Source organism: Pseudobacter sp., from assembly GCF_051955275.1.
Classification (GTDB): domain Bacteria; phylum Bacteroidota; class Bacteroidia; order Chitinophagales; family Chitinophagaceae; genus Pseudobacter.
This window is the reverse complement of record NZ_JBQCGW010000254.1, coordinates 22077-28076: the sequence shown is the minus strand read 5'-3', so window position 1 is coordinate 28076 and position 6000 is coordinate 22077. Positions and strand designations below refer to the sequence as shown.

6 protein-coding genes are annotated in these 6000 nt (G+C 47.5%); 2 read left to right on the top strand and 4 right to left on the bottom strand.

Going from position 1 to position 6000, the window contains the following annotated elements:
• Positions 1-152: 152 nt before the first annotated feature.
• The 3 genes from ACTHMC_RS22175 to ACTHMC_RS22165 form a co-directional block, all read right to left on the bottom strand.
• Positions 153-329, bottom strand: a complete 177-nt coding sequence (locus ACTHMC_RS22175) for a hypothetical protein (protein WP_440416504.1) — start codon at positions 327-329, stop codon at positions 153-155.
• Positions 330-333: 4 nt separating this feature from the next.
• A complete protein-coding gene (locus ACTHMC_RS22170) occupies positions 334-1728 on the bottom strand; it encodes a DUF5009 domain-containing protein (RefSeq protein WP_440416502.1) in 1395 nt (464 codons plus the stop codon).
• Between the two features lie 123 nt (positions 1729-1851).
• Positions 1852-3078, bottom strand: coding sequence for an AGE family epimerase/isomerase (locus tag ACTHMC_RS22165; protein WP_440416501.1), 1227 nt, complete (start codon positions 3076-3078; stop codon positions 1852-1854).
• A gap of 286 nt (positions 3079-3364) precedes the next feature.
• Between ACTHMC_RS22165 and ACTHMC_RS22160 the strand changes: the two genes are divergently transcribed.
• The gene (locus ACTHMC_RS22160; RefSeq protein ID WP_440416499.1) at positions 3365-4609 is read left to right on the top strand and encodes an ROK family transcriptional regulator; all 1245 of its coding nucleotides are present in this window, start codon (positions 3365-3367) and stop codon (positions 4607-4609) included.
• A gap of 88 nt (positions 4610-4697) precedes the next feature.
• Here the strand turns inward: ACTHMC_RS22160 and ACTHMC_RS22155 are convergent, their stop codons facing one another.
• On the bottom strand, positions 4698-5141 hold the full coding sequence (locus ACTHMC_RS22155; protein ID WP_440416497.1) for a hypothetical protein: 444 nt from the start codon (positions 5139-5141) through the stop codon (positions 4698-4700).
• A 184-nt stretch (positions 5142-5325) separates the two neighbouring features.
• Here ACTHMC_RS22155 and ACTHMC_RS22150 point away from each other — a divergent pair, with 184 nt between their 5' ends.
• Positions 5326-5961 (top strand): LysE family translocator, encoded by a 636-nt coding sequence (locus ACTHMC_RS22150; RefSeq protein ID WP_440416495.1) that lies wholly within the window; start codon positions 5326-5328, stop codon positions 5959-5961.
• Positions 5962-6000 lie beyond the last annotated feature (39 nt).

Genomic DNA, 6000 nt, shown 5'->3' with positions numbered 1-6000 from the left:
CAGTACCATTTGATATTGTTATCGCCGAGGAAATAGCTCTGGATATTTTTGGAGGCCTTACGGCTGATCCAGAAACCAAGGCCCACGATGGTTACCAGGTAGCAGAGAATGATAATAATGTCGATCGTCGCTAAGTTCATGCGTTCAGTTTATTAAACAGTAATAGGGTCGGTGGTTGTGGCTGCGTGCACGGATGTATCGTCGAAAGTATAGAAAACATCCAGTCCTTTAATCTCAGTGTTGATGATGATACTGAAAGAGCTGCCGGTATACATCACTTTGCACATCAGCAGGCATAATATGCATATGGTCAGTAATTGTTTTTTCATAGACCTACGTTTTCCAGAACCACTGACGTTTGGTGAAGAAAATAGTTATAAGCGATACCATACCTGTGAAAAGGACGCCTTGCAACGCGCCCGTCCAGGGACCGGTACCCATTGCCGTATAATAGCTGAACAGTCCCGTCAGGTGCAATACCGGTATCAGGAGCAGGCTGCCTGTAACATAGGCCACCATTGGGTTCCGGCCGTTCAGACTGAGCGCGGTGATGATACTGCCGGTGAGCCTTTCGTTCTGCATACCATAGAATCCCAGTAATGCAAAGAAGGCCAGGCCACTGGTGATGAGATAATAACTGTAGGTTCCCGGATCTTTCTTCACCCCACCTTCATAGGCGTCGAAAGCCAGCCCAAGCAATAACATAAAGCATCCGGCGGTAAAGAAGCGACGTAATAATCTGTATTCTCCCGGAGCCAGTTTTCGTACGCAATAATAAATAGTTCCCAACAACACGGCCGAAGCGGCGAGGTTGAGCAGCATCTGCCTGGAGAAAAGCAGGCAGACATTGATCACTATCAGCAATACCGACAAGGCGGCAATGGCCCTGATCCATAATTTCTCCTGCTGACCTGGGTTGGGTGTGGCTTTTGCGCTATCCAGCAACCAGTCGCCCGCCAGTGTGCCAGGCAGTACGATGAATAAATATTGCAGGTAATGGAATTTGTACATCCAGGGAGCCGGTGTGAAATTGAACACCGCCTCATTCCAGCTGCCTGCCGTTTTACTTCCGAGGAAGATGGCCATTACAAATCCAAGTATCCCAATACGGACCCACTGGTTGTTTTTGGTGAACCACCAGATCAGCGTACCAAAGAATGCCATATTGCCGAGCACGATAATGATAATGTCCTGTTCCATGAGGGAAAATCCTTTGCCATCTTTGAAAGGCAACACATAGAGCAGCAAGGCTGCGAGTGCAAATGCCACAGCTTTCGCGATCTGGAAAGCCAGTTTAAACTTCCCTTTCGATTCAAAGAACTGGAAGAAGAGTAATACAAAACTGCCTGCGGAGATCCAGTAATTGATAGCCGTTGGCTTATCCGCCTGCATCCAGGCATGCATATGAAAAGTGAACAGCGCAAAGAAAACCAGTAACAGAAACCTTCGTACCGCAATGTAGGCAATGGACCAGAAATTAGCTTGCTCCTTCACCTTCTTACTCAACGCCAGTGGAATGGCAGCTCCCATGCTGAACAAAAAGAACGGGAACACCAGGTCAACCCAGGTGATACCGGACAGTTCAGGTTTGTACACATGGTTGGGCGGTGGTACCTGGGCGTGGTACATCCAGGCCGGCAATATCCCGAAGGCGATACTGCCCGAGAGGACCATCGCTAATATAGCGAAGCCTCTTAAAGCGTCCAGGCACTGGTTTCTTTGCTGCATTGCTGTTCTTGGGTTAAGATGGATTGGGTATGGACTGCGGTTAACTGTTGACGGTGATGTCAGGCTCTTTCACCGGGAAGCCGGCGATGATCAGCAGCAGTTTGATCGACCCGGTAAAGGCTCTCATTGTGCATTGTTTTTTTGTTGGATCTTTTCCATTGTTTTCCAGACCTGGAACAGTGCTCTCGGAATATGGAAACAACCTTTCCATTTTCCGCCTTTCAGTGGAAGGAAGGCTTCTCCTCTCCTGTTGAGGTAACCGAACCATTCGCCGTATTGCGGGTCTTTGAAATGCTGCCAGGTATACTGGTGCACTTTATTGAACCAGGCGCCACAGGCCGGGTCTCCTGTATGAAGGAATCCTTTGGCCAGCGCTACCAGTGTTTCCACATGCACCCACCATAATTTCTGGTCCCACTCCAGTTGCTGCGGAGGGTTTCCCTTGATATCCATGAAATAGTACATACCTCCAAACTCCTTGTCCCAGCTGTATTCCAGCGTCTGCAACATGATATCTGTGGCTTTACGGATCAGGGCCTTGTCTCCCATTCTTTCGCCCAGGTCCATGATGAACCACATGGCTTCAATGGCATGCCCTGGATTGATCAGTCTTCCTTCGAAGCTGTCTGAGAATCTACCTTCGGGGGTAACATTCTCCAGGATCAGTCCATGTTCAGGCTGGTAGAAAACCTCCATCACATCGTGGATAACGGTCGGGATAAAGCTGTTGACCCTTTCAGCGCCCAGGATATGTTCCATTTCAAGGCTCAGGTTGCTCAGGATCATAGGAAGGCTGAAATTCCTGAGAGGCCTAGTTCCGGGATACAACTTGTTGAAAGTACCCTTCCAGTTGTGTTGCTTGCGGATAATGTTCTCAAAGGTATCTAAAGCTATTTTTTTATAACGCGGTTCCGGATTGGCTTTATCCATAGCTGCAAAAGCCATGGTGGCAAAGGCGTCACTGAAAATATTGTAGGGCTGCACCAATGGTTTTCCATCAGCAGTCATGGAAAAATACCAGTTTCCTTCAGCGTCCCTTCCATATTTTTCCAGGAAGTCTGCGCCATGTTGAGCAAAGGCTAGCCACTCAGGGCGTTCTTCCACCTGTTTGTACATATAGCTGTAAGTCCAGACCTGGCGGCCCTGGAGCCAGATGAATTTGTCGGTATCGTAAACGCGGCCGTTGCGGTCGAGACAGGTAAAGTACCCGCCGTTAGCCTCATCCTTGCTGTGTTGCATCCAGAAAGGAAGGATATTATTGGTGAGCTCGTTCTTGTATCGGGTAGCGAAGAAGATAGGATCAAAGGCAATTGGTTCCGTTGTAGCATCCTGCACCAGTTCTTTTTGCATATGTCTGTTTGTGTAGCCGTTCATTGCGGAAGTAGTTCAAATTTGTTTATGCGACTAAATTATTAAAATATTTATCACCTAACTCAAACTTAATAAAAATTATTATTTACTTATGTGGATAAGGCCGCTATCATGATAAGTATAACAAGCCGGATAGCTAATATTTTTATTTAAATTGGATAAATTGGCGATGGAGACATTGATTGCGGTTAATAAAGCCGGGTAGTTTGTATTTCAATTTGTATTTTTACCTACAGCTTCGTAATATTTTTTATTAATCAGACCGATGACGAAACATTCCATATTTGAAGTTTTCAGCGAAGAGAATGCTACCGGAGTGGCTTATAAGAATAAATCGCTGAAGCGCGGGATCATCAATCACCTGGACGCGAGTGGTGATACTACCATCACGGAACTGGCGCAGGCGCTGAATATCAGCGTGCCAAAGACCACCAGTTTAGTGAACGAGCTCATCCAGGATGGCCTGCTGCGCGATCATGGGAAGATAGATTCTACGGGTGGGCGCAGGGCCAGCATGTATGGACTGGTTGCGGAGAGCTGCTATTTCATAGGAGTGGATGTGAAACATGATCATATCAATATCGGTTTGCTTGATTTCAAAAAGAAGCTGGTAACGGTGAAAATGCGGGTACCTTACAAACTGGAAAACACGCCTGCCTCACTGGACCTCCTCATCAAAGTGATCCGGAATTTCATCGGCGAGCTCACCGTCGATACAAAAAATATCCTGGCTGTTTGCATCAACCTCTCCGGCCGGATCAATACAAAAAGCGGATACAGTTACAGTTATTTCCATTTCAACGAAGAGCCGCTCAGCACCACCATCGAACAGGAGCTCGGCATCCGCACCTTTTTGGAGAACGACTCCCGGGCTATGGCCTATGGAGAATTCCATGATGGCATTGTGCATGAAGAAAGGAATGTGCTTTTTGTGAACCTGGATTATGGTATCGGCCTGGGTATCCTGATAGATGGAAAAGTGTATTACGGCAAATCAGGTTTTGGTGGAGAATTCGGGCATATTCCCGTGTTCAGCAACGAGATCATTTGTCATTGTGGCAAAAAAGGCTGCCTGGAAACAGAAGCTTCCGGACAGGCGCTGCTGCGGGTTTTCAGGGCAAGTATCGAAAACGGCTCCACATCATCTGTAATGACGCAGGCTAAGAGGTCAACTGATGTAAGACTGGTGGATATCATGGAAGCGATCCGCCATGAAGATGTCCTGAGCATTGAATTGATTGCAGAGATCGGCGAGAAGATCGGCCGTGGCCTGGCTGTGCTGATCAATATCTTCAACCCTGAGCTGGTGATACTTGGTGGTACGATGGCGGATACAGGAGATTATATCAGGCTACCGATACGGAGCGCACTGAATAAATATTCTTTGAGCCTGGTGAATAATGATACGCAGGTAAAACTCTCCAAACTGGGCGAGAAAGCAGGTTTGATTGGTGGCTGTCTGATTGCGAGGAATAATCTGTTAACAGCAATGGGAAATCAGCAGGATTGATCAGCGTGCGCCCAGTCGCACGCGTCCCCGCAAGGGACTTCTATTTGCCCGCCTCTGGCGAGCTACCGGGCACACTCAAAATACAATATCACTTAACGCGTATATACTTCTCCGTTATTACCCTGTCGATCCCCAGATCCGCTAACTTCTCCACACCCGTCTGCACTAAGGTATCTTTATTGATCGTAATTGTAAATTCAAAGCTCCTACCCTCCCAATCACGCGCACTGCAATACTCCAGCAGCTCCGTGTACTTGTTGCCATCCAGTGTATAAATACCGCCACCTCCATCATAGATAGCTGTATCCTTTCCCTTTGACAGATCATGCCTCAGAAAAGCGAAATGCGACTCGTTGATGATCTTGAGCATCTTCTGCCCTTTTGTATAATCGGTAACTACGGTATCATTTTTTGTAATGGCAGTACCGCTCTGTAAGTGCCAGGTGCCCTGGATCGGTGGCTCCGCAGAGGAAGAAGACTGGCAGGAATATAAAGCGGTTAAAAGCAGGACCACACAGGAACATTTCATCATGTTGCAGGTTTTAAGGGTGTTTAAGGTAGCCAAATATAACATTCATATACGGCATGTGAAAATCAGGTCAGCGACCGCCTTCTTCGGGGCGGTTTTATCACACTGATCCTGCCGCAATCTCAAAATCTGATACTTTTTTCATGCATGGATATTTCTCAATTTTGAGAGATCAAAACCTCATCATATGATATCCCTGTCTGAGCTCTGGATCTTTATTGTGGCGGCTTTCGCACTGGTGATCACCCCAGGGCCGAATATGCTTTACCTGATCTCCCGCTCCATCACACAGGGGAAAAAAGCAGGACTGATATCTCTTGTGGGCGTGGTACTCGGTTTTCTCTTTCATGCACTGATGGTGTCGTTCGGTCTGACTGCCATATTCATGGCCATTCCATATGCCTTTCTAACACTCAAGGTGCTTGGCGTAGGATACCTGCTCTACCTGGCTTTCCAGGCAGTGAGGCCTTCCGGTAAAAATCCTTTTGAAGCGCGCAAAGACCTGGGGATCGATAAGCCGGGCAAGCTCTTCATGATGGGTTTTCTCACCAATGTGCTCAACCCGAAGATCGCAGTGTTCTATTTATCATTCTTCCCGCAGTTCCTGAAGCCGGAACATGGTTCCATCATGGGGCAATGTCTGCAACTGGCCGCAGTGCAGATGTGCATCAGTTTTACTGTTAATTTCCTGATTGTTTTATCGGCCGCGAAAATGGCGCTATGGTTCAACCGTAATCCTACCTGGCTGAAAGTGCAGAAATGGTTTATGGCGAGTGTGCTGACGGGGCTGGCCCTGAGAATGGCCTTCACCAAAGCGAAATAAATAACACAGCGTGCGCCAGTAGCTCGCCTCTGGGGAGCT

Bases quoted from the DNA above. Each gene is read 5' to 3' on its own strand.
- ACTHMC_RS22175 (WP_440416504.1), bottom strand. From the start codon at position 329: ATGAAAAAACAATTACTGACCATATGCATATTATGCCTGCTGATGTGC.
- ACTHMC_RS22170 (WP_440416502.1), bottom strand. From the start codon at position 1,728: ATGCAGCAAAGAAACCAGTGCCTGGACGCTTTAAGAGGCTTCGCTATA.
- ACTHMC_RS22165 (WP_440416501.1), bottom strand. From the start codon at position 3,078: ATGCAAAAAGAACTGGTGCAGGATGCTACAACGGAACCAATTGCCTTT.
- ACTHMC_RS22160 (WP_440416499.1), top strand. From the start codon at position 3,365: ATGACGAAACATTCCATATTTGAAGTTTTCAGCGAAGAGAATGCTACC.
- ACTHMC_RS22155 (WP_440416497.1), bottom strand. From the start codon at position 5,141: ATGATGAAATGTTCCTGTGTGGTCCTGCTTTTAACCGCTTTATATTCC.
- ACTHMC_RS22150 (WP_440416495.1), top strand. From the start codon at position 5,326: ATGATATCCCTGTCTGAGCTCTGGATCTTTATTGTGGCGGCTTTCGCA.